General features: G+C 68.1%; 18 protein-coding genes. 10 read left to right on the forward strand and 8 right to left on the reverse strand.

What is annotated here, in order from left to right:
- The first annotated feature begins 21 nt into the window (after positions 1 to 21).
- A complete protein-coding gene (locus JL101_RS02055) occupies positions 22 to 762 on the forward strand; it encodes a DUF1217 domain-containing protein (RefSeq protein ID WP_203096862.1) in 741 nt (246 codons plus the stop codon).
- Positions 763 to 855: 93 nt separating this feature from the next.
- Positions 856 to 2,190, forward strand: coding sequence for a tetratricopeptide repeat protein (locus JL101_RS02060; RefSeq protein ID WP_203096863.1), 1,335 nt, complete (start codon positions 856 to 858; stop codon positions 2,188 to 2,190).
- Positions 2,191 to 2,268: 78 nt separating this feature from the next.
- Here JL101_RS02060 and JL101_RS02065 read toward each other — a convergent pair whose 3' ends face one another.
- Entirely contained in the window at positions 2,269 to 4,326 is a 2,058-nt protein-coding gene (locus JL101_RS02065; RefSeq protein WP_203096864.1) for an O-linked N-acetylglucosamine transferase, SPINDLY family protein, read from the reverse strand.
- A 146-nt stretch (positions 4,327 to 4,472) separates the two neighbouring features.
- Between JL101_RS02065 and JL101_RS02070 the strand changes: the two genes are divergently transcribed.
- Positions 4,473 to 4,742, forward strand: coding sequence for a hypothetical protein (locus JL101_RS02070; protein WP_203096865.1), 270 nt, complete (start codon positions 4,473 to 4,475; stop codon positions 4,740 to 4,742).
- A 12-nt stretch (positions 4,743 to 4,754) separates the two neighbouring features.
- On the opposite strand, the gene JL101_RS02075 is transcribed toward JL101_RS02070, so the two are convergent.
- The 7 genes from JL101_RS02075 to JL101_RS02105 all read right to left on the reverse strand — a co-directional run bounded on the left by JL101_RS02075 (position 4,755) and on the right by JL101_RS02105 (position 11,454).
- On the reverse strand, positions 4,755 to 5,171 hold the full coding sequence (locus JL101_RS02075; protein WP_203096866.1) for a flagellar biosynthesis repressor FlbT: 417 nt from the start codon (positions 5,169 to 5,171) through the stop codon (positions 4,755 to 4,757).
- A gap of 150 nt (positions 5,172 to 5,321) precedes the next feature.
- Complete coding sequence (flgE, locus tag JL101_RS02080; RefSeq protein WP_203096867.1) at positions 5,322 to 6,623, reverse strand: flagellar hook protein FlgE; 1,302 nt, start codon at positions 6,621 to 6,623, stop codon at positions 5,322 to 5,324.
- A gap of 90 nt (positions 6,624 to 6,713) precedes the next feature.
- On the reverse strand, positions 6,714 to 7,406 hold the full coding sequence (locus JL101_RS02085) for a flagellar hook assembly protein FlgD (protein WP_203096868.1): 693 nt from the start codon (positions 7,404 to 7,406) through the stop codon (positions 6,714 to 6,716).
- Positions 7,407 to 7,426: 20 nt separating this feature from the next.
- Complete coding sequence (locus JL101_RS02090) at positions 7,427 to 9,277, reverse strand: flagellar hook-length control protein FliK (protein WP_203096869.1); 1,851 nt, start codon at positions 9,275 to 9,277, stop codon at positions 7,427 to 7,429.
- A 225-nt stretch (positions 9,278 to 9,502) separates the two neighbouring features.
- Positions 9,503 to 9,946: a hypothetical protein gene (locus JL101_RS02095; RefSeq protein WP_203096870.1), complete on the reverse strand. Its 444-nt coding sequence runs from the start codon at positions 9,944 to 9,946 to the stop codon at positions 9,503 to 9,505.
- Between the two features lie 3 nt (positions 9,947 to 9,949).
- Complete coding sequence (locus JL101_RS02100) at positions 9,950 to 10,282, reverse strand: rod-binding protein (protein ID WP_203096871.1); 333 nt, start codon at positions 10,280 to 10,282, stop codon at positions 9,950 to 9,952.
- Positions 10,282 to 11,454, reverse strand: coding sequence for a flagellar basal body P-ring protein FlgI (locus tag JL101_RS02105; RefSeq protein WP_203096872.1), 1,173 nt, complete (start codon positions 11,452 to 11,454; stop codon positions 10,282 to 10,284). The genes JL101_RS02100 and JL101_RS02105 overlap by 1 nt, the downstream gene beginning before the upstream one ends.
- 235 nt (positions 11,455 to 11,689) lie before the next feature.
- Here JL101_RS02105 and JL101_RS02110 point away from each other — a divergent pair, with 235 nt between their 5' ends.
- The 7 genes from JL101_RS02110 (at position 11,690) to JL101_RS02140 (ending at position 19,810) form a co-directional block, all read left to right on the forward strand.
- Positions 11,690 to 12,115 carry a flagellar assembly protein FliX gene (locus JL101_RS02110; RefSeq protein ID WP_203096873.1) on the forward strand — a complete coding sequence of 142 codons (426 nt, stop codon included), beginning with the start codon at positions 11,690 to 11,692 and terminating at the stop codon, positions 12,113 to 12,115.
- A 137-nt stretch (positions 12,116 to 12,252) separates the two neighbouring features.
- Positions 12,253 to 12,672, forward strand: a complete 420-nt coding sequence (gene dksA / locus JL101_RS02115; protein ID WP_158047149.1) for an RNA polymerase-binding protein DksA — start codon at positions 12,253 to 12,255, stop codon at positions 12,670 to 12,672.
- Positions 12,662 to 13,207, forward strand: a complete 546-nt coding sequence (locus JL101_RS02120; RefSeq protein ID WP_203096874.1) for a hypothetical protein — start codon at positions 12,662 to 12,664, stop codon at positions 13,205 to 13,207. The genes dksA and JL101_RS02120 overlap by 11 nt, the downstream gene beginning before the upstream one ends.
- Positions 13,208 to 13,320: 113 nt before the next feature.
- Entirely contained in the window at positions 13,321 to 15,366 is a 2,046-nt protein-coding gene (locus tag JL101_RS02125; protein WP_203096875.1) for an NAD(+) synthase, read from the forward strand.
- Positions 15,367 to 15,502: 136 nt separating this feature from the next.
- Positions 15,503 to 16,483 carry a TAXI family TRAP transporter solute-binding subunit gene (locus JL101_RS02130; protein WP_228435247.1) on the forward strand — a complete coding sequence of 327 codons (981 nt, stop codon included), beginning with the start codon at positions 15,503 to 15,505 and terminating at the stop codon, positions 16,481 to 16,483.
- Between the two features lie 95 nt (positions 16,484 to 16,578).
- Positions 16,579 to 18,648 carry a TRAP transporter permease gene (locus tag JL101_RS02135; RefSeq protein WP_203096877.1) on the forward strand — a complete coding sequence of 690 codons (2,070 nt, stop codon included), beginning with the start codon at positions 16,579 to 16,581 and terminating at the stop codon, positions 18,646 to 18,648.
- A 220-nt stretch (positions 18,649 to 18,868) separates the two neighbouring features.
- On the forward strand, positions 18,869 to 19,810 hold the full coding sequence (locus JL101_RS02140; RefSeq protein ID WP_203096878.1) for a DUF3800 domain-containing protein: 942 nt from the start codon (positions 18,869 to 18,871) through the stop codon (positions 19,808 to 19,810).
- Positions 19,811 to 19,821 lie beyond the last annotated feature (11 nt).

A 19,821-nucleotide genomic window follows, 5' to 3' on the forward strand; every position in this document is an offset into this window, starting at 1 on the left:
ACGACACCGCGGAGTCCGACCATGTCCAGCAGCCTCGTCTTCGCCAAGATGCCGGCGATCGCCGCATACAAGCTCGCCCTGAAGCAGGGCGACGCGGCGCTTGAAAAGATGGCGGACCGAAAGGACGTCAAGGCCGAGGTGGACTATTTCAACAAGAACATCCAGAGCGTGAAGTCCGTCGACGACCTCTTCAAGGACAGGCGGATGATCCAGTTCGTGCTGGACGCCGTCGACCTGGGCAAGGAAACCGGCAAGATGGGCCTGATCAAAAAGGTCCTGACCCAGAAGGCCGACGACCCCGACGCCCTGATGAACAAGCTTGTCGACAAGCGCTTCAAGACGGCGGCCAGCCTTCTCAAGCTGGGCGAGAACGGTCTCGGCACGATCCAGCGCGAGAGCACCAAGGCGGATCTGGCCGAGCTTTACGTCAAGAACAAGTACGATGCCGGACTGGCATCGCAGAACTCGGCGGTTCCGCTGGCCTTGTACTTCAAGGAGAACGCCTCGTCCGTCAAGAACACGTACGAGATCCTCGGCGACCAGCGGATGCGCCACGTCGTGACCACGGCGCTCGGCCTTCCGTTGCAACTCGCCAACCAGTCGGTCGAAGCACAGGCCGCGGCGATCGAGAAGCGGCTGAAGCTGTCCGACCTGAAGGACGGGAAATTCGTCGACAAGCTGGCCCAGCGTTTCCTGATGGCATCCGACGACGGCTCCTCGGCGACGGGGGCCAACAAGTACATGCTGAACCTCTTTGCGTGAGATGCCGGACACCCCAGCCCTGGCGGTGGCTTTCCCCCGCGCCGGCGGTGTCCGCCGCAACACCGGTCGAGCGCCGGGATCTGGAGAAGATGAATGTCTGCTGAAATGACCATGGAAATGCCGGCCGACGTCGCCAAGTTGGCGGACCTCAAGCAGCGCGCCGCGATCCTGCTGACGCGCGGCGACCTGGACGGCGCCCGCTCCGCGGTCGATGCCGCGATGATCGATCAGCCCGAGGATGCCGACCTGCTGGCGCTGCGCGGCACCTGCCGGGCCCGGCAGGGGGAACTGAGCGACGGCATCCAGGATCTCGCCACCGCCGTGATGGCCCGGCCGCGCGACTGGGAACTGCTGAACAGCCTCGCGGTCCATCTCCAGCAGATGAAGATGTTCGACGAGGCGGTCGTCTTCCATGTCAAGGCGATCAACAATTCCGAACCGGAGCAGCATCCGCAGCTCTACATCAACCTGGGCCTCGCGATGATGGGGCAGGGCGAGCACCTTGCGGCGGTGGAGCTGTTCGAGGCGGTCCTGGCGGTCCATCCGGATATGCTGGATGCCGCGGTCAACCTGTCCAGCGCCTTGAACTCGCTGAAGGAATACGGCCGCAGCGTCGAGGCGTGCCGACGGACCCTGGCGATCGTCGAGGCCCCCGAGCTGTACCACAACCTGGGCAACGCGCTGCACCGGATTCCCGGGCGCAACGCCGATGCCCTCGCCGCGTTCCAGCGGGCGGTCGAGCTCGATCCGACGAACTGGAAATCGAAGCACATGCTCTCCCTGCTGCGGGACGAGGACATGGACTCGATCCCGGCGAACTTCGTGGAAGGGATGTTCGATGAATATGCCAGCTTCTACGAGCGGGACGTCATCGAGAAGCTGCGCTATCGCGTTCCCGGGCTGATCCGGCGCTACCTGCTGAAGGCAGTCCCCGGCAGGACCCGCTTCGCCTCCGTGCTGGACCTCGGCTGCGGCACCGGCCTGACCGGCGTCATGCTGCGCGACATCGCGGACTTCCAGAAGGGCGTCGATATCTCGCGGAACATGCTGAAGCTGGCCCTGGAGAAGGAGATCTACGACCAGCTCGAGGCCGCCGACCTGCAGGTTTCCCTGGGGGAGATCGACCGGGCTTATTCCGTCGTCGCCGCCGCGGACGTGTGCGGCTATATCGGTCGCCTGGAGGAGTTCTTCGCCAAGGTGGAGGCCGTCGTCGAGTCCGAAGGTCTGTTCGCCTTCTCGGTGGAGGAGTCGTTCCTGGCGGATTTCGAGGTCTCGGCCGCCGGCCGGTTCGCCCACCGCCGGACCTATGTCCAGAAGGCCCTGGCCGATGCCGGCTTCAAGGTGCTGTCGGTCGCGCGCGAGCAGCTTCGCAACAGCGGCGGCCGGCCCGTGTTCGGCATGATCTTCGTCGCCCAGAAGACGGCCTGACCGTCCGGTCCCGGGTAGCGGGCGGCATGGGCCGGAAGAGGGGCAACCCTCTTCCGGCCTTTTTCGCTGGAGAAAGGCTCATTGGGTCCGGAGGATTTCGTTTTCGATGGCCCGGACGCTCTGGGTGTCGTCGAACAGGAGAGGGACGCGGTCGAGGACGCGGCGGATGACGTGGGCCCTGCGGTCTGGTTGGCTGGCGAGGTCGAGGGCGATGTCGACATAGTGGGCGTGGTCTCGGGCGACGCAGTCGTCGAGGCCCATCAGGCGGTAGAAGCCGTGGGTGTGGCGGCCGCGCATGAAGGCTCCGGGCCAGGTGACGATCGGGGTGCCCAGCGCGAAGGCCTCCAGGCTGGTGTTGCCGCCGCTGTAGTGCAGCGGGTCGAGCATGACGTCGCTGCACGCCACCAAGCTGAGGAAGTCGGGCAGCGGCATCTGGCGCAGGAAGCGGAAGCGCGCCGCGACGTCCGCTCCGGCGGCGGCGAGCCTGCGGCGCAGCAGGCCGTCCAGGTTGCGGTCGCGCCCCGAGAGCAGCACCACCAGGCCCCGCGGGTCGCGGCGCAGCAGCTCGACCAGGGCGCGGTCGAAGTCGGGATGGATCTTGAACAGGCTTTGCGGGCAGACATAGAGGCGGGCGTCGTCGGGCAGGCCGAAGGCGGAGCGCGGCTTGGGCCGGGCCGGCAGGCGGGGCCTCGCGTAGTGCAGGGTGGTCCCGGGCAGGCGGATCAGGCGCTCGGAGTAGTGGCGCTCGGCACCGTCCGGCTCCATGGCGGCGCACGACAGGAAGCGGTCGAGGTTGCGGATGCCGGTGGTGTCGGGATGGCCCCAGGCCAGGCACTGCAGCGGGGCGAGCCTGGCGAAGGCGAGGAAGTAGGTCAGGGCGGACATGCCGATGTCGGCGTAGTACAGCACGTCGAGGCGCCGGGTGGCGATCGCGTCGCGGGCGGCCCTGAGGTCGAGGGGCAGCTCGACGGTCGCGTCGGCGGCGCGGACCAGGGCGTCGCGCATGGCGTCGCCGGCGTGGGGGGTGGTGAACAGGGTGACGTGGAAGCGCTCGCGGTCGAGGTTCCGGATCAGGCCGAGGTTGAGCTTGGCGATGGTGTGCTGGTGCCAGTACTGGGAGACGAAGCCTACATGGGTGCGGCCGTCGGGCCGGGCCGGCGGGTCGGCGCGGTCCTGGAGCAGGTCGGGGCAGGCGGCCTCGTACAGGCCGGCGACGGCCTCCTGGAGGGGACGGTCGTCGGCGGCGTGGTAGGCCAGGTAGAAGCAGGTCTGGCCGACCTGGGCCAGCGGGTCGCGCAGCCGGATGCCCCGTCCGGTCAGCCGCGCCACCCCGTCGGCCAGCCGCTCCCGCACCTCCCGGATATGCGCCTCCGACTCCGGGATGATCGGGAGCGCCAGCGCCTCCTTCACCTCCAGCCCGGGATCGCCGCACAGCTTCCAGGCCTGCCGGAACGAGGCCCTCGCCTCTTCGGTCAGGCCCTGCTGGCGGAGCGCCATCCCGGCACCGGCGAAGGAGGCCGGATCGGCCGGACGGACATGGGCCGCCCGGCGGAACTGGGCCAGCGCCTCCCGGAACCGGCCCTGCTCGATCAGCGCATTGCCCAGATTGACCAGGGCCGGCGCGTGGTCGGGCCGAATCGCCACGGCCATGCCCGCCGCCGCCGCGGCCTCGGCGATCCGGCCGCGCTCGTGGAGCGCATTGCCCAGGTTGCACCAGGTCTCGGGATCGCCGGGCCTCAGGGCAAGGGCCTGTCGATAGGCCCGGATCGCCTCCTCGAAGCGGCCGAGGCCGGTCAGGGCATTGCCCAGGTTGAACCAGGCTTCCACGAAGCCCGGCTCCAGGACGGTCGCGCGCCGGTAGGCGCCCAGCGCCTCCTCCGTCCGCGCGAGGCGCCGCAGCGCCATGCCGAGGTCGCACCAGCCGTCGGCGTCGTCGGGTGCCAGGACAAGGGTCCTGCGGTAGCAGCCCGCCGCCTCCTCGACGCGTCCCTGATCCTCCAGCGCGGTGCCCAATGCACGGTGGAGCGAGGCCACCGACCCGTCCAGGGCCAGGGCTTGGCGGTAAAGCGCCTCGGCCTCGCCGGGCCTTCCGTCGGTCTGGTGCCGGCGGGCCACCGCCGCAAGCTGTTCGAGCATGGCCTTCACCCTCCCCGCCGGGGTTGCGCAGGACCGGAGGTGCGCGTCATGGTCGTGCCGGCGGGTGCGGCACCGTCGCGGTCCGCTTGACCCCCGGGGCCGGTCGCGTCATCTTCCCCGTACGGGACTGATCCGAAGGAAGCAGCATGAGCTACGAACAGGTCGAGCAGGCTTGGCAGCTGAGCGAAGCCGCCCGGGACATCGCCGGGACCCTGGGCGCCGATCCCGGCCCGGCGGATTACTGGACCGGGTTCTTCAGCGGTTCCGACCAAGTGGACGTGGAGCGTACGCTTCGCGAGGGCGGCGACCCGCCCAGCCGGATCTTCCTGAAGTCGCCGTACGGCCTGCGCTGGCGGCCGGAGGAGAAGGACTGGATCCCCTTCCGCCACGGACCCGTCGAGCCGTTGCCGGTGTAGCGCCACGCCGCCTCAGGCCCGTCTGGCGTCCTGCCAGCTCGGCTGGTCGAGGAAACGGTCCTCGTGCTTCATCACCGCGTCGGCCAGTTTCAGGGCCTGGTAGTATTCGCCCCGCTGCACGAGCGAGCGTATCGACTCCAGCGTTTCCTTGATCGCCGGGACCGTCGTCGCCTCATGGAAGTCGTCGACGAAGCCTTCCAGCGTCTCGAGCAGCGGCGGCCGTTCCTGGTCGGTCGCCATGTATGAATTCTGGATCATGAAATAGATCCGCCGTGCCGGGGTCGACGCGGACTGCGGCGGCATGATGTGCTTTTCCGTCAGGAACGAGACGTTGTTCAGGAAGATCAGAGTGCAGCGGCCATCGGCCTGGATCAGGGCCCCGTTGACGACGATGCGTTCTTCCGGTGCCAGGCGAATCTTCAACGACACTGCGGATACCCGTATGGAAGTGGTGCGGTCGACGAGCACAGTAGCATTTCGCGCACGCGGGCACAGCAGTTAGGTGCCCGAATTCGACCGGGCGCCGAAGGGCGCCCGATCCAGTTCAACCTTAACGAAATATTAACGATCCGTCGGACCTTACCGGAGCTGGAGCAGTTCGGTCAGCATCTGGTCGGCGGTGCTGATGATCTTGGTGCCGGCCGAGTAGGCCCGCTGGGTCACGATCATGCGCGAGAACTCGTCGGCCAGGTCCACGTTGGAGGCTTCCAGGGAGGATGTCGCGATCTTGCCCGCCCCGGCGGAGCCGGCCTCGCGCAGGTTGTAGGCGCCGCTCTGGCTGGTCTGGATATAGACGTTGCCGCTGCGCTCCTGCAGGCCGTTGGGGTTCGTGAAGGTGGCGACCGGCACCCGCGCCAGGTTTTGGGTCAGGCCGTTGCTGAAGCTGGCGACCACGTTGCCGTCGGCGTCGATCGAGATGCCGGTCCGCAGCCCGAGTTCGGCGCCGTCCTGGTTGATCGTGCCGACGCTGTAGTCCGACGCGGACTGGGTGAAGCCCGTGATGTCGATCGTGATGTCCTGGGTGGCGTCGGAGTTGTTGGCCCAGTCGATGTCGGTCAGGTTCAGCTGCAGGTTGCCATCCGGGTCGCCGGCCGGGTCGAGCACCATGTCGGTCGGGTTGGCCGCCTGGGTGGCAACGGCGTCGATCTTGCCGTTGGTCCCGAACACAAGGGTCATGGACGTGGTCGGGGTCGCCAGCGTGCCGCCGGCCGGGTCGCTGATGTCGAGGGTCCAGGTGTTCGCGGTGGTGGTCGCCGTGAAGTCGAGCGCCAGCTGCTGCGCTTGGCCGAGCGAGTCGTAGACGGTCATGCTGCGGCTGAAGTGCGGGCCGGCCAGCGCGGTGTTCTGGCGCGCGTCCAGGTTCAGCACCACGTCCGCCTGGGTGGTCTGCTTGGTCCGGCCGGACTCGAAGCCGACGCTGACCGGGGTGAGGCTGGCCACGTCGGCGGTGGCGTTCACCAGTTCGCCGTCGTCGCCGATCTCCCAGCCCATCAGGTAGTAGCCGTTGGAATTCCGCAGGAAGCCGTTCTCGTCCTCCGAGAAGGAGCCGGCGCGGGTATAGAGCGTCTCCTGCGTGCTGCTGCCGTTCGGGCTCGCCTGGACCACGAAGAAGCCCGAGCCGGAGATCGCGACGTCGGTGGACGACGCGCTCTGCTGCAGGATGCCCTGCTGGTTGACCGTCTGCTCGGTCGAGGCGCGCACGCCGCCGGGCGAGTACACCGTGCTGCGGCTGGCCTGGGTGACCAGGCTGGAGAAGGCCGCCTCGTTCCGCTTGTAGCCGACGGTGTTCACGTTGGAGATGTTGTTGGCGATCATGCTCATCGACTGGCTCTGCGCGCTCAGGGCGGAAACGCCGGTGAAGAGGGATCCGAACAGGCTCATGATACTCTCCTTGGTCTTTGCGGCGGCCTGCTACGCCTGGGCGGAGGCCGGAAGGGAATGGGTCGGGCGAAGGGCTGGGCAGGCGGTGGGTCAGGCGGCCGCGGCGGCCGGCTGGCGGGCGGAAACCACGTCCTCCATCCTGATCGGCACGTTGCCCATCAGCAGGGTGGTGTTGCCGTTGCCCGACTCGATGCCGGAAACGCGGCCGTAGACGGAGGTCTTGGCGGTAAGCATCTTGCCGTCGGCGTTGGGCGCCACCACCGAGAGGGTGTAGTTGCCGGCGGGCGCCGCGGAGCCGTCGTTCTTCTTGCCGTCCCAGGTCAGTTCCTGGCGGCTGGCCGAGCGCGACCCCTCGAGGGTCCGGACCACGACGCCCTTCTCGTTCTTGATCTGTATCCTCGTGGAGGTGGCGGTCTCGGGCAGGGTGTAGGACATCCTGGCCGTGCTCCCGTCGAACGTGAAGGCGCTGCCGCTGGCCTCGACATCGAGCCCGATGAACCCGAGCGACGCCTGGGTCTGGTTGTTGGTCTGCATGGTCAGCAGCTTCTCCAGCTTGTCGTTCTGGCTGATCTGCTGCTCGACCTGGCTGAACTGCACCAGCTGGTTGGTGAACTCGGTCGACTCCATCGGCGACAGCGGGTCCTGGTTCTGCATCTGGGTGGTCAGCAGCTTGAGGAAGCTGTCATAGTCCTGGGTCAGCTTGGCGCGGGAGGCCTCGGTCTTCGTGGTGGCCGCGGCAGTCGTCTGGGCCGCGGTCTGGGCGGTGCTGTTGATCGTCGTCATGGTCGTTCTCCTGCTCGCGCTCAGATGCGGATGTCGAGACGGCTGCGGCTGGCGCCGCCGGGCTTGTACTGGGTCGCGGTGGCGGCCGCTAAACTGAGATCTTCCTCGATCCCGCCGAAATTCCTGCCCCGGTGGTCGGCCGGCTGGGTGTAGCCGGCGAACTGGCGCTGGTTGCCTCCCTGTCCCTTCAGGTCGAAGCTCAGGCTGCCCGCGTCGGTCCGCAGGCCGGCGTCGGCCAGGGCGCGCTCCAGCGTGCGCTGGTCCTTCTGGAGCATCTCCAGGGTCTCCGGACGTTCTGCCCGGATCGAGGCCTTCACCCGGCCGTCGGCCCCGAAGTCCAGCTTGACCTCGACGTTGCCCAACTCGACCGGCTTCAGGTTGATCACCATCTGGTCGATCCGGCCTGCCGCCGCCTTGCCGATCTGGACCGAGACCTGCTCGGCCGGCGTATGGGGCATCGGGCTCCGGGCATGGCCGAGGGCGGTGCGGTCCACCGCCTCGCTCTCCGCCGGGCCGCGGCCGGGAGCCTGAACCGCCAGGGCGGGATCGGCCTCCGGCTCCGCCGGCGCGGCATTGCCGTTGCCGGCGGCGGCGAGGACCTCTTCGAAGCTGCCGGCGTCCTTGGCGCCGCGTTCCCCGACCAGGCGGCCGCCGTCGGCCGGGTTCGCCGCGGGGCCGGTGACCGGGCCGGCGACCGGGCGGGCTTCCGCGGCATCCGCCGTCTCGGTGTCGGCGGCAGCGGAGGGCGCGGCGTCGGGAACGCTGCCGGCGTGCTGCTGGGCGGCCCGCTCGTGGCGGTCGGCCTGGCGCGCCGCCTGGCGGCTGCCGTGCCCGTCGCCCTGGTCCGCGTCTTCGGACATCGGGTCGCCGCCGGCCGGGTCGTCCGACGCCGTCGCGGCGGCGATCCCGGCGCCGTCCGCCGTGGTTGCGTCCAGCGGAGCTTCCGCGGTCTCCGGCCGGTTCGCGGCCGGGGTGGCCGGGACGACCTGGGCGGCCGGGCGCTCAGCCTGCGGCTGCGGCTGCGGCTGCGACACCATTGTTTCGCGGGCGGGCGGTGCGGCCGTCTCCGGCTGGCGCTCCGTCCTTGCCGGCTGCTGCGCGGCCGGGTCGCGGGGTGCCGGGGTGCGAACCACCTGGACCGTGGCCGGCGCCTCGGCGTCGACGCCGCCAATGGCGCCGGCTTCCAGCGGGGCGGTCCTGCCGCGGTCCTGCTCCGGCTTCGGCTGCACGGCCTCGGCTTGGGGCTGCGCCCTCGTCTCGGCCTGCGGCGCGGGGTGGGCGCCGGCCTGGAGTCTGGCCTTTCCTTCCTCGACCAGCTTCGCCAGGACCTCCTCGTCCAGCGGCGCGTCGCCCTCCTGGGCACCCGCGTCCGCCGCCGCGGCATTCTCGTCGGCGTCCCGGCCGTCCTGGCCCGGCAGCGGCGCCATGCCCTTGACGGGGGCTTCGGGGCGCTGGGCCGGTGGCATGGGGAACATGCCGGGCAGGGCGGGCGGCAGCGGATCGGTGCCGGACGCATCCGCCGGGGGAGCCGGGACGCCGGCGGCGGCGGAGAGACCGCCGGTCGCGGCGCCGGCCTCGGCCGGCAGCTGCTGCTGCGGCACCACCAGGTTGGAGAACAGGCCCGGCGCGATCAGGTTGAGCAGGCCGTCCGGCACGGTGCCGGCATCCTGGTCGGTCGTGCCGGCCTCTTCCACGGTGGCCCCGGCTTCCGGGGGAAGCTGCGGGGCGGCGGCTTGGGGAGTCATGAAGTTGGCGACCAGGGCGAGGAAGCCGCCGTCCGCGGTCCCGCCGGCCGCGGGAGCCGCGGCGGTCGCGCCGGCGCTCCCGGTTGATGCCGCCTGGGGCATCGTTATGGTCTGGGTGATCTCCACGGCATCCTCGCTGGCTGTACGGGATCCAGTAAAGCAAGCCGCGGGCCAAACGTTAGAGATTTGAAATTACTCGATATTCCAGCGGGTAGGCAATTGCCGGCCGGGGTGCCTCGGGAAGATTTTGCCCGGTACCCGGCAGGGCCTTCCCGGTGGAAACGACGGCGGGCGGGACGCCGCCCGGCATCCCGCCCGCCTGGCCCGGAAGCGTCGAGGCCCCGGGACCGTTCACAGCGTCGTGTTGACGGCGACCGAGAGCGCCTGCGGCGCCCTACCGGTCGGGTACCGGGCGCTCGGCTTGCCGTAGCCCGCGACCGAGTGCTGCTGCCGGTTCTGCTTGGTCACGTCCACGACCATGTCGATCACCCGCTTGGTGGCCTCCTCGGCGGTCTTCAGCGCTGCCAGGTTGGCCTCCGCGATAGCGTTCAGCCGGTTCCACAGCGACTCCAGGCGCTGCCGGAGCGCCAAGTCGACGCCGGCCACTACCGCCTTGTTGTGCTTAAGCACCTTGAGCTGGTGGTCCAGCCGGCCGGCCAGCGCGGTCTTCGCGTCGCCCAGCCCGGCGACCTCCTCCAGCCGGCTGGCCTTCACCGCCTCCGTCTCCCGCTCCAGCAGGGTGGCATAGGCTTCCATCGTCTCGCAGGTCTGGCAAACCGCGGTCGCTGCTTCCATGATTCAAACCTCCTGCATCTTCAGCATGGCCTGCTTCACCTGGTCGGCGATGCCGAGCTGGCCGCTCTGCGTGATCATCTTGCCGTACTCGTTGATCATCAGGCCGCGGAACATCTCCTCGCCGTTGCCGCCGCCGAAATATCCGTCGGTCTCGATGCCCTGCCACATCTGGCTTAGCATCTGGGACACGAACTGCGCCTCGAACTCGCCGGCGGCCTTGGCGACCGCCTTGTCGTCCGCCCCGGCCCGGGGGCGGCCCACGGGAGCAGGGTTCGTCAGGCCGCCGGTCGCCAGGCCCGCGGAGGCGAGGGCCGGAGGGGTCAGGGTGCCGTCCATCACATCACCTCGATTTCGGCCTGCAGCGCGCCGGCCGCCTTGATCGACTGCAGGATGCTGATCATGTCGCGGGGGCCGATGCCCAGGGCGTTCAGGCTCTCGACCAGTTCCTGCAGGCTGACGCCGTTGGACATGATCGCCAGCCGGTTGTTCGACTGCTCGTCGACCTGGATGTTGGTCTGCGGGGTCACCACGGTCTGGCCGGCGGCCAGGGGATTGGGCTGGGACACCTGCGGGGTTTCCGTGATGCGGATGGTCAGGTTGCCCTGGGCGATCGCCACCGTGCTGATCCGGACGTTCTCGCCCATCACGATCACGCCCGACTTCTCGTCGATCACCACGCGGGCCGGCTGGTCGGGGGTGACGCGGAGCTGCTCGATCTCCGTCATCAGGCCGACGATGTCGCCGCGCCGCATCTGGGGCACCGTCACGACCACGGCGGACGGGTCGGTCGCCCGCGCCGTGTTCGCCCCGTACACCCCGTTGATCGCCTGGGCGACCCGCTGCGCGGTGGTGAAGTCGGGGTTGCGCAGCGACAGCCGCAGGACAGGCAGTTCCGCCAGGGAGAACTCGATCTCCCGCTCGACGATGGCGCCGGCGGAGATCCGGCCCGAGGTCGGCACGCCGCGGGTGACCGAGGCGCCCTGGCCGGCCGCGCTGAAGCCGCTGACCGCCAGCGGCCCCTGGGCCACCGCGTAGACCTCGCCGTCGGCGCCCAGCATCGGGGTGACCAGCAGGGTCCCGCCGAGCAGGCTCTTGGCGTCGCCGAGCGCCGACACGACGGCGTCGATCCGGCTGCCCTGGGCCGCGAAGGCGGGCAGGGTGCCGGTCACCATCACCGCGGCGACGTTGCGGGTCTTCATGGACTGCCCGCGGGTATTGACGCCCAGCCGCTCCAGCATGCCGATCAGGCTCTGCTCGGTGAAGGGCGAGTTGTTGAGGCTGTCGCCGGTGCCGTTCAGCCCGACCACCAGGCCGTAGCCGATCAGCATGTTCTCGCGCACCCCCTCGACGTCGACGATGTCCTTGATGCGCGAGTTGGCCAGGGCCGGGCCGGCGACCGCCACGACGACGGCCGCGATGCCCAGCGCCAGGACGGCGCGGGCCGCATGCCGGAGACGGGCCCGGAGCGGCGTCCGAGTCGCGGCTTCTTGGAGGGGGAACGGGGTCATGGCGGGTCGGCTCCTCTACTGGCGTCCCATTGCCTAGCGAATTGCGTGCCAGTCTCCGGAAACCCGCGCCGGCGCCGGAAGCGGCCCGGCCGCCGGACGGCCGCGCGGCAAGGAGTGCCGGTCCGTCCCGGCAATTCCTGCCGACCTCCGCCTCTGTGACCAGGCAATGCCCGTTAACCGGGTATTAACGCAGATCCGGTCACTCTTGGAAATCGGTATTGGAGCATTTGGTGCCATGAAAGTCGAAGGTCCCGGTTCCCTGCGCAACAGCGGTGCGGCGAAACGCACCGGCCGTTCCGACGGCAGCCTGGCGAGCGCCTTCGCCCGCGCGCTGCACGGCACCGACGACGCGGCGGCTTCGGGAGTCAACGGCGCCCAGGCGGCCGGTGCGGTCAACCCGCTCCTTAACCTCCAGGAGGTGGAGGATTCGACCAGCGGCCCGTCTAAAGCGAAGGCCCGGGCGGAGGAGCTGCTGGACCGGCTGGACGAGATCAGGCACGCCCTGCTGTCGGGCGGCCTGCCGGAGTCGAAACTGAACGCCCTCCAACAGGTGGCCCAAAGCCACCGCGCGGAAGTCGACGATCCCCGTTTGGTGGAGATTTTGGACGAAATCGACCTTAGGGCGCAGGTCGAGCTTGCCAAGCTGTCGCCCAGAGGGTAGCTCATCCCCCCAGGATTTCGCCGCTTTTCCAAAGGCTTGTATCCGGTCGAGAAGCCCATCCGCGACGGTTGCGGTCGGGCTTGCCGATCCATATACTCCGCGCCGTTTCGGCAGCCATCCGGTTTGGGTGTTAGAGGATGTCGTCACCGTTTCCGCCGCCTGACTATAGGCCGTCCGAGGACGAGCCTTTCATGAACCCTCAGATGACGGAGTATTTCCGTCGGAAGCTGCTGAAGTGGCGTTCGGAGCTCCTCCACGAGTCGGAGGAGACGCTGCAAAGCCTACAGGAAGGCGGGCTCCAGGAAGCCGACATCGCCGACCGGGCTTCGCTCGAGACCGACCGTTCGCTTGAGCTGCGGACCCGCGACCGCGAGCGCAAGCTGATCTCCAAGATCGACGCCGCGCTGGAGCGGATCGAGGACGGAAGCTACGGCTACTGCGAGGAAACCGGGGAGCCGATCAGCATCCGGCGGCTGGAGGCGCGTCCCATCGCGACGCTCAGCCTGGAAGCCCAGGAAAGGCATGAACGGCTGGAACGTACCCACCGTGACGATTAGCCGCCCGGTCCGCCGCCTCGTCGTATCCGTCCTGGCGCTCGCCGCATCGTGCCTGCCGGCCCTGGCCCAGGCGCCGGGCCAGGGGCGCGAGAGCGCCGTGCTGGAAGGCGTCAACATGGCGGTCGTGATGCCGGTCGACCTGGCCTCCAGCGCCGCCAACGCCGAATGCGGGCTGACCGAGCAGCTGGTCAACGATTCCATCCAGCTCACCGTCCAGTCCGCCGGCCTGCGGACCGAACTGCTGTCGCAGGCCCAGCCCTTCACCACGGTGACCCCGGGCGTCTACCTGATCCCGACGATCGCGACGCTGCGGGACAGCTCGTCCCTGTGCGTGACCTGGCTGAGCCTGAAGGCCCAGTCGGCGCATACCCTGACGCTTCCCTCGACCCAGCAGCGCAAGACGGTCCAGGTGCTCTACTGGGACCGCGGCATGCTGCTGAGCACGCCGCGCGGCAGCCATGCCGGCGCGGTCGCCGCCGGCCTCCGCCAGCTCGCCGCCGACTTCGGGGAGCAGTGGCGGCGCGACCAGCGCTGAGCGGGGGTCCCGGATGCCGACCGGCCGGGCGGACCGGATCAAGTTCGCCCGTCAACAAATCGTGGTCTAGACTGTTGGATCCAGACCATCGATCCGCTGCTCCGGAAGCTCCCATGACGTTCCGTTCGATCTACCAGCATGGCTTTGCGCGCGTCGCCTCCTGCACCATGAGGTGCTCGCTCGCCGATCCCGCCGGCAACGCCGAAGCCGTCCTGCGCGTCGCCCGGACATGCCACGACCGCTCGGCGGCGCTGGCGCTGTTCCCTGAACTGGCGCTGTCCGGCTACGCGATCGACGACCTGTTCCACCAGGACTCCCTGCTGGACGCGGTGGAGCGCGCGGTCGAAACCGTGGTCGCCGGGTCCAAGGACCTGCTGCCGCTCCTGCTGGTCGGGGCGCCGCTGCGCCACGCCGGGCGCGTCTACAACTGCGGGCTCGCGATCCATCGCGGCCGCCTGCTGGGCGTCGTTCCCAAGATCCACCTGCCCAATTACCGGGAATTCTACGAGAAGCGGTACTTCGCGTCGGGCGCCGGCACCGGGGGCGGCGAGATCCGGATCGCCGACCAGAACGTGCCGTTCGGCCCCGACCTGCTCTTCGCCGCGGAGGACCTGCAAGGATTCACCGTCCATGTGGAGGTCTGCGAGGACCTGTGGGTGCCGGTGCCGCCCAGCTCCGCGGGCGCCCTGGCCGGGGCCACCGTGCTGGCGAACCTGTCGGCCAGCAACATCACGATCGGCAAGGCCGACACCCGCCGCCTGCTGTGCCAGTCCCAGTCCGAGCGGTGCATCGCGGCCTATCTCTATTCCGCCGCGGGGGCGGGCGAATCGACCACCGACCTCGCCTGGGACGGCCAGACCTCGATCTACGAGAACGGTAGCGTCCTGACCGAGACCGACCGCTTCCCGACCGGCGACCAGATCGCCGTGGCCGACATCGACCTGGACCGCATCCGCCAGGAGCGGACGCGGATGGGCAGCTTCGACGACAACCGCCGCTACCAGGACGTCATCGGCGCCGATTTCCGCACGGTTCGGTTCCATCTGGACCCGCCCCGGGCCGATATCGGGCTTGAACGCCGGGTCGAGCGCTTCCCCTTCGTGCCGGCCGACCCGGCGCGGCTGGAGCAGGACTGCTACGAGGCCTACAACATCCAGGTCGCCGGCTTGGTCCAGCGGCTGCGCGCGATCGGCACCGAGCATCCGGTGATCGGCGTTTCCGGCGGCCTCGACTCGACGCACGCCCTGATCGTGGTCGCCCGCGCCATGGATCAGCTCGGACTGCCCCGGTCCAGCATCCTGGCCTATACCATGCCGGGCTTCGCGACCAGCGACCACACCAAGGGCAACGCGGTCCGGCTGATGGAGTCGCTCGGCGTCACCTGGCGCGAGCTCGACATCCGCCCGGCGGCCCGGCAGATGCTGTCCGACATGAAGCACCCGTTCGCCGGGGGCGAGCCGGTCTACGACGTGACCTTCGAGAACGTCCAGGCGGGCCTGCGCACCGACTACCTGTTCCGGCTGGCCAACCAGAACAACGGCATCGTCGTCGGCACCGGCGACCTGTCGGAACTCGCCCTGGGCTGGTGCACCTACGGCGTCGGCGACCAGATGGCGCACTACAACGTCAATTCGGGCGTGCCCAAGACCCTGATCCAGCACCTGATCCGCTGGGTCAGCGCGTCCGGCCAGTTCGAATCGGACGTGTCGGCGACCCTGGACGCGATCCTCGGGACCGAGATCTCGCCCGAGCTGGTGCCGGTCGAGCCCGGCCAGACGCCGCAGAGCACGGAGGCCAAGGTCGGCCCTTACGAGCTTCAGGACTTCAACCTGTACTACACGCTCCGCTTCGGCTACCGGCCGGCCAAGATCGCCTTCCTGGCCCTGCATGCCTGGAGCGACGCGGAGCGGGGCGCGTGGCCCCCGGGTTTCCCGCCGGAGCGGCGCCGCAGCTACGAGCTGCCCCAGATCCGGCAATGGCTGGAGGTCTTCGTCCGCCGCTTCTTCGGCTTCAGCCAGTTCAAGCGGTCGGCCATGCCCAACGGGCCCAAGGTGAGCGGCGGCGGGTCGCTGTCGCCGCGCGGCGACTGGCGGGCGCCGTCGGACTCGACCGCCCGCACCTGGCTCGACGACCTGGAGCGCAACGTTCCCCGGTCATAAGCGGAAGGACTGCGGTCCGGAACAATCCGATAGGGTGACAATCTCAACGGCAACCGCCATGATCCCCCGACATATCGGACCGGCAGGAACGGGTCCGACAAGTCTGCATAGTAGAGAGGGGACTGCCGTGAGCTTCATGACAAGAAAAAGCCGCCTGGCGATCGGGGCGATGCTCGGAGCGATCGCGCTCGGCACCACCGTCGCCATGGCCCAGGCGCCGGCCTTCTTCCGCATCGGGACGGGCGGCACCGCGGGAACCTACTATCCCGTGGGCGGCCTGATCGCCAACACGATCTCGGCGACCGGCGGCGGCGTGCCCGGACTGGTGGCGACCGCCGTGTCGTCCAACGGCTCCGTCGCCAACATCAGCGCCGTCAACGGCGGCTCGCTCGAGTCGGGCTTCTCGCAGTCCGACGTGGCCTACTGGGCCTATACCGGCACCGGCCTGTTCGAAGGCAAGGGCAAGATCGAGAACCTGCGCGCCATCGCCACCCTGTATCCCGAGACGATCCACCTCGTCGCGACCAAGGATTCCGGCATCAAGTCGGTCGCGGACCTCAAGGGCAAGCGGGTGTCGCTGGACGAGCCCGGGTCGGGCACGCTGGTCGATGCGCGGATCGTGCTCGGCGCCTACGGGCTGACCGAGAAGGACGTGAAGGCCGAGTATCTCAAGCCCGGCCCCGCGGGCGACCGCCTGCGCGACGGTGCGCTGGACGCCTATTTCTTCGTCGGCGGCTACCCGACCGGCGCCATTTCGGAACTCGCGACCTCCAGCGGCATCACGCTGGTGCCGATCGCCGGCCCGCAGGCCGACAAGCTGCTGTCCGAGTACCAGTTCTTCTCCAAGGACACGGTGCCCGCCGGGACCTACCGCGACGTTCCGGAAACCCAGACCATCTCGGTCAACGCCCAGTGGGTGACCAGCGCCAAGCAGCCGGAGGAACTGGTCTACAACATCGTCAAGGCGATGTGGAGCGACAGCGCCCGCGCCGCCCTGGACGCCGGCCATGCCAAGGGCAAGCTGATCACCCTGGAGAATGCGACCAACGGCATCGCGATCCCGCTGCATCCGGGTGCCGAGAAGTTCTACCGCGAGAAGGGCGTGCTGAAGCAGTAACCGCCCCGGACCCCGCCCTCGCCCTCATTCTCGTAGGGGGAGGGCGGGGGTCCGTCCTGTTGGGATCCAATCGAAATCATGATTCTGGAATACCGATGAGCGACCCGTCGCGCGAACAGCCGCACCTCACCAAGTCCTCGCTCGAACTCGACCCGGAAAAGGCGAAGGAGCTTGAGGAGAAATTCGACAGCGAGATCCGCTTCCGTCCGCTGGCGCCCGCCGCCGGCTGGCTGGTCGGCGGGCTTCTCGTGGCGCTGTCGCTGTTCCATTACTACACGGCGGGCTTCGGGCTGCTGTCGGAGATGGCCCACCGCGGCATCCATCTCTCCTTCGTGCTGGGACTGGTGTTCCTGGTCTTTCCGTTCTCCAAGCGGGGTTACGACCAGCCGGCCCGCGGCACGGCCCTGCGTCCGCTCGGCATCTCGCTGCCGGATTGGGCGCTCGCCGTCGGCGCGGTGGTCGCCGTGCTGCACGTTCCGCTGATACCCCTGGACGACCTGGCTTTCCGGGTCGGCAACCCGACCACGACCGACGTGGTGCTGGGCGGACTCCTGATCGTCGTCCTGCTGGAGGCGACCCGCCGCTCGGTCGGCTGGCCCTTGCCGATCATAGCGTTGCTGTTCATGGGCTACGCGATCTGGGGACCGTCGATGCCCGGCATCCTGGTCCATCCCGGCGCCAGCTTTTCCCAACTCGTCGACCACCTGTACCTGACGACCCAGGGCATCTACGGCATAGCGCTGGGCGTGGTCGCGACCTACGTCTTCCACTTCGTGCTGTTCGGCGTGCTCGCCACCCGCATCGGCCTGGGCCAGCTTTTCCTCGACTGCGCCGCGTGGGTCGCGGGACGCTATGCCGGCGGCCCGGCCAAGGTGTCGATCTTCGGGTCCGCCCTGTTCGGCATGATCTCCGGCTCGTCGGTCGCCAACACGGTCACCGTCGGCTCCCTGACCATCCCGGCGATGATCCGGTTGGGCTACAAGCCGCATTTCGCCGGCGCCGTCGAGGCGACCGCGTCCACCGGCGGCCAGACCACCCCGCCGATCATGGGGGCCGCCGCCTTCCTGATGATCGAGTTCCTGGGGCTGCCCTACACCACGATCATCATCGCGGCGATCGTCCCGGCCTTCATGCATTTCTTCGGCGTGCTGGTCCAGGTCCATTTCGAGGCGAAGCGTACCGGCCTGCGGGGCCTCCGCCCCGACGAGATGCCGGACGTCAAGGCGGCGCTCAAGCGGGACTGGCCGACCGTGATTCCGCTGATCGTCCTGGTCGGCATCCTGCTGGCCGGCTACACCCCTTACCTGGCGGCGTTCTGGGGCATCACGCTGTGCATCGCGGTCGGGCTGCTGAACCCGCGCAACCGCATGAGCATCCCGGACCTGGTGATCGACCTGCGCGACGGGGCCAAGTACGCGCTCGCCGTGGGCGCCGCGGCGGCGACGGTCGGGATCATCGTCGGCGTGGTCACCCTGACCGGCGTCGGCTTCAAGATCTCCTTCATCGTCACCTCCACCGCCGCCGAGATGGCCGGCTGGGTCGGGGCATTCCTGCCGGCGGGCTGGACGGCACCGCAGACGCTGACCCTGCTGTTCACCCTGATCATGACCGGCATCGTCTGCATCCTGATGGGCTGCGGCATCCCGACTACCGCCAACTACATCATCATGGCCACCATCGCCGCACCGACGCTGGGACTGCTCGGCGTGGCGCCGATCGTGGCCCATTTCTTCGTCTTCTATTACGGCGTGCTCGCCGACATCACGCCGCCGGTGGCGCTGGCGGCCTATGCCGCCGCGGGCATGGCGGGGGCCGATCCGTTCAAGACCGGCAACACGGCCTTCCGACTGGGGCTGGGCAAGGCGCTGGTGCCCTTCGTCTTCGTGTTCTCGCCGTCCCTGCTGCTGGTCGCCCCCGGCTTTACCTGGACCGACTTCATCATCGCCTTCGTCGGGTGCATCGTCGGCATCACCTGCCTGGGTGCGGCCCTGGCCGGCTGGATGTTCACGACGGCCCGGATGTGGGAACGGTTGCTGCTGGCCCTGGCGGCGATCCTGCTGGTCGCGCCGGAACTCTATTCCACGCTCGCGGGCCTCGTGCTCCTGGCACCGGTGCTGGTGCGGCAGATCACCACCTGGCGGGCGGAGGCGCCGGCAGCGGTTTGAGCACGCAGCCGATGACATGACCAAAGGGCTAATCTATAAGGCGTAGACAGCCCTTATAAATTCGTCGCGAGTTGGTCATGGAAATCGGCGTGCTGCCCTCTTGCGACCGTTTCGGGAGCATGTTAATCGTAGCTGTGGATGCGGCAGGTTCGTCTTGTCGCTCCATTTCCGGGGCCCGCGTAGCAAAATGCGCGGGCTTCCGTGTTTCTGATCGTTGACGATGCATTTCATCGTCTATCTGGATGAATTCGGCCATGATGGCCGCTACATCAGACGCACCGATCCCCACCATAATGCCAGTCCGGTATTCGGTTTCGCCGGTTTTGCCATGCCGGTGCCTCGCGTCCGGAGCTTTGCGACCTGGTTCTTTCAGCTCAAATGCAGGCTTCTGGCCTTGGAAATAGAAAAAGCAGGCGGTCATCCCGCCAAATGGGAGAAGAAAGGAGCTTCTTTATATACAACTCGGAATGTAAAGAATTATCCGGAGCTCCGAAAAGCTACGGGGCGTATTTTGAACAAAATCCGATCAGACGGTGGTTTCATTTTTTACTATGGATTGGAGAAGTATGATCCGCAAAAAGGTCACGACCCGAAATCCCTTTATCAGGTAACCCTCACTAAGTCATTGAGGAGGATAGATAGTTTCATTCTGGGGGATTCCAGTACCTTTCTCCTCCTGCTGGACGAGCATCAAAACCGCGCCGAGCTTGTCGAAGCAACCTCGAAAACGATGTTCGGCGAGGATGGCGTAAAGTGCTTGATAGAGCCGCCAATCCAAGCGGAAAGTCATCTTTATCAGACGCTGCAGTGTGCGGACTGGATCTGTGGACTGGTCGGCCGGCTTGGTGCGTTTCGCGTCAGACCTGACGAATACAGGGACTTCGAATGGGCTGAAAAGTATTTCGGCAATCGGGTGGACTCGGTCGCACGATCAAGCGTAATCCTCAAGAACAAACGTTCCGCGTCCGGGACTCTGGCCGAGCAAGTCACCCTGACGGAAGTCGCGGTCTTGGCATTGCCTCCTGAGTCCGCAGGGAGCGAGGAGGCAACTGCGATGGGGCAAACGGACCCGACCCGGGAAGGCCATCGGAATTCGGTGCTTCAGGCAGAGTCCGTCGAACCAAGCCCCCCGCCGGGGTGTTCTCCCTTGCAAGGCATCTAGACCCTGCATGA

It is taken from the genome of Skermanella rosea (genome assembly GCF_016806835.2).
In the GTDB taxonomy this organism is placed as follows: domain Bacteria; phylum Pseudomonadota; class Alphaproteobacteria; order Azospirillales; family Azospirillaceae; genus Skermanella; species Skermanella rosea.